Annotated in this window: 4 protein-coding genes; all 4 read right to left on the bottom strand. The window is 56.1% G+C overall.

From position 1 onward, the window contains the following. Positions 1 to 235: 235 nt before the first annotated feature. On the bottom strand, positions 236 to 559 hold the full coding sequence (locus tag Q0Y09_RS11105) for a hypothetical protein (RefSeq protein WP_297721509.1): 324 nt from the start codon (positions 557 to 559) through the stop codon (positions 236 to 238). A gap of 223 nt (positions 560 to 782) precedes the next feature. Next, positions 783 to 1,079 carry a hypothetical protein gene (locus Q0Y09_RS11100; protein WP_297721506.1) on the bottom strand — a complete coding sequence of 99 codons (297 nt, stop codon included), beginning with the start codon at positions 1,077 to 1,079 and terminating at the stop codon, positions 783 to 785. Between the two features lie 4 nt (positions 1,080 to 1,083). Continuing rightward, on the bottom strand, positions 1,084 to 1,317 hold the full coding sequence (locus tag Q0Y09_RS11095; RefSeq protein ID WP_297721503.1) for a phage holin: 234 nt from the start codon (positions 1,315 to 1,317) through the stop codon (positions 1,084 to 1,086). A gap of 35 nt (positions 1,318 to 1,352) precedes the next feature. Next, the gene (locus Q0Y09_RS11090; protein WP_297721500.1) at positions 1,353 to 2,084 is read right to left on the bottom strand and encodes a phage antirepressor KilAC domain-containing protein; all 732 of its coding nucleotides are present in this window, start codon (positions 2,082 to 2,084) and stop codon (positions 1,353 to 1,355) included. Between the last annotated feature and the right edge of the window lie 273 nt (positions 2,085 to 2,357).

The raw sequence follows: 2,357 nt of genomic DNA, 5'->3' as shown, positions 1-2,357 counted from the left end.
CGGTAAGGGATTTCAACTTTTCCCTTGAAACTGAAACACTAAATTGTCCAATGGTTTCTCGACGTTTCCGATAATACTCAGGGCTGTTGCTAGGAGCCATTGTCTCACCTCCTTGCTAGCAATAACACCATACCATACTTGCTAGCAAGAAGTCAAGAGGTCCACTGAAAAAATTTTCACATGCCCGCAAAAAACAGACGGCGCCGGTATTCGGCGCCGTCTGGCTGTTTCTGACTTACTTTACTTTGGGGAGAGGGAACTTGATTACATTCCCACATTCCTCTGCCCATTCGAGCAGGGAGTTCACGCCGCTTCGGATCTCCTCTTGGGACTCCTCCAGCGTCTCCAGTCGCTCGTCAATGGAATCTAAATGCTTATGGATGGGCTTCAGCTTCGCGTCCATCATCTCAGAAAGCTCTTTCTTCTGAGCGTCCATCCTCTCGGAAAGCTCTTTCTTCTGAGCCTCCATCATCTCAGAAAGCTCTTTCTTCTGGACGTCCATCCTCTCGGAAAGCTCTTTCTTTTGGGCCTCCATCATCTGACGGATCGCTTCGAGCATTTCTCTGTCCACCATCATTATCACCTCTTGCCATCATTATATGGTATCGAATATTTGGTTGTCAAGGGTCCGTTGGTGAGGGGACGGAGGACAAATGAGCCAGCCGGGGGGCCGCATGCCCGGCCATAAGATCCTTCCTTTCAAAAAAATGTACGGCGGGAGCGATTGCCCCCGCCGTTGTTGTTGGGTATCGGCTCGGGGCCGAACAATTATGGCCCCCTCCTCACAAAAGCTGGGCCACCAGGAAGCCCACGGCCCCCGTGATGAAGCCCGTCACGACCAGGTCCCAGAGCCGGGAGGGCCGCCCTTTCAGGGAAGCCACGTCTCCGGCGATGGCGTCCAGCTTCTCCACGATGGTGTCCAGCCGGGTCCCGTTCACCGCCTGGTGCTGTTCCAGCTCTCGGATGCGCCGGAAGAACTCCTCGTGCCGCTGGCTGTTCTTCTGGGACTCCAGCTCAAAGTCGCCCTCCAGCCGCTTGACCCGCTCGGCCAGCTGGCAGGCGGAACAATCGTTGGGCATGGCGTCAGCCCCCTCTCATCACCTTGTCCGCCTCAATGGCCTTCTGGGTAAAGCTGTTGTTCTTCCACCAGGCCGCCAGGGCCGCCGCGACGGTCCAGGCGGTGGTCACCAGGGCGTTGATGGTCTCGTCATCGATGGGAATGACCTGGATGCCGGCCATGCTCAGACACTGGTTGAGCAGGGCCAGAAAGAGAATGATGGTGCGGGCGATGGTGCCCGCGCTGATGCTGTTTTTCATGTGCCGCTCCTTTCTTTTTTACGGTCCCGGAGCCGTCATGCTCCGGGGCACAAAAGCCGGAAGGTCTCCCGGCCCTTGGGGGTCACCAGGGTTTGCGTGCCGCTCCACTGGGTCTTTTCGTTGAAGCACTCCTTCACCTCGAAAAGGCCGTTGTTCCTGTCCTCATAGGGGAGGAGCTTGCCCCTCTTGTCCCGGTAGATGTACTTTTTCTCCAGGAGGAAGGAGACGAACTTCTTGGGCGGCACGTTGAGCTGCTTGGCCGTCTCCCGGAAGTTGGTCAGCAGGTTCCGGTCCACCAGCTCGTCGAAGTACTCCGCTTTCGGGGCCATGATGTGGTTCTCCACGGTGAGGGCGGAGATCCTGGCTTCCCGGTCCGCCAGGGTCTTTTCCGCCACCTTCAGCGCCTTTGCCATCAGCTCCTCGGGGCTCATGGTTTCCTGGCCGGAGAGGTAGCCGCCGTGCTTGCGGATGGAGGGCAGGACCTCGCTCGTTACCCAGTCCGTGAACTTCTCCGCCGTCGGCAACTTAGAGCCGAACACAAGGCGGTAAAGGTCGGATTCAGGAATAAAGGACATCTCCTGTTCTCCGCCGTTGGTAAGGATGCCCCGTTTCAGGGCACCCCTGCAATGGGTGGCTACGGCATTCTGTGGCTTTGCATATCCCAGCGCCTTCGCCACATCAGCCCCACAGAACAGCACCCTGCCGTCCTCCTCAATGGTGCGGATGTCCCCAAACTCTGGGTTGTTGAAAATCATGAGTTCGTTCATGCGATAGCCTCCTTTTCCGTTTTGACTTCCAATAAACGTTTCTGCTTCTCTGGGTCTCGGAGTGCGGAAACAATTTCGGCTTCTTCTTGTGTAAGGTGGATGTCATACATATCGGAAAATCCTCCTGATTGATTTTCCCCAGGAGGCATGGTAGAATAGATTTACCAAGCCTACGGGGTTGGTGGGCAGAGCACACGTTGTTCTCTTGGCTGGGGAGAACGGGTGCTCTGTTTTTATTTCCCGAGCTCTTCGTCGATTTTTTCGTTGAGCCAT

This window comes from Intestinimonas sp., from assembly GCF_026169115.1.
Lineage (GTDB): Bacteria > Bacillota > Clostridia > Oscillospirales > Oscillospiraceae > Intestinimonas.
This window is presented reverse-complemented; position numbering and strand designations above follow the sequence as displayed.

What these genes read in the sequence shown, in the direction of transcription:
- Q0Y09_RS11105 (WP_297721509.1), bottom strand. Translation starts at nt 559, where the DNA reads ATGCTCGAAGCGATCCGTCAGATGATGGAGGCCCAAAAGAAAGAGCTT.
- Q0Y09_RS11100 (WP_297721506.1), bottom strand. Translation starts at nt 1,079, where the DNA reads ATGCCCAACGATTGTTCCGCCTGCCAGCTGGCCGAGCGGGTCAAGCGG.
- Q0Y09_RS11095 (WP_297721503.1), bottom strand. Translation starts at nt 1,317, where the DNA reads ATGAAAAACAGCATCAGCGCGGGCACCATCGCCCGCACCATCATTCTC.
- Q0Y09_RS11090 (WP_297721500.1), bottom strand. Translation starts at nt 2,084, where the DNA reads ATGAACGAACTCATGATTTTCAACAACCCAGAGTTTGGGGACATCCGC.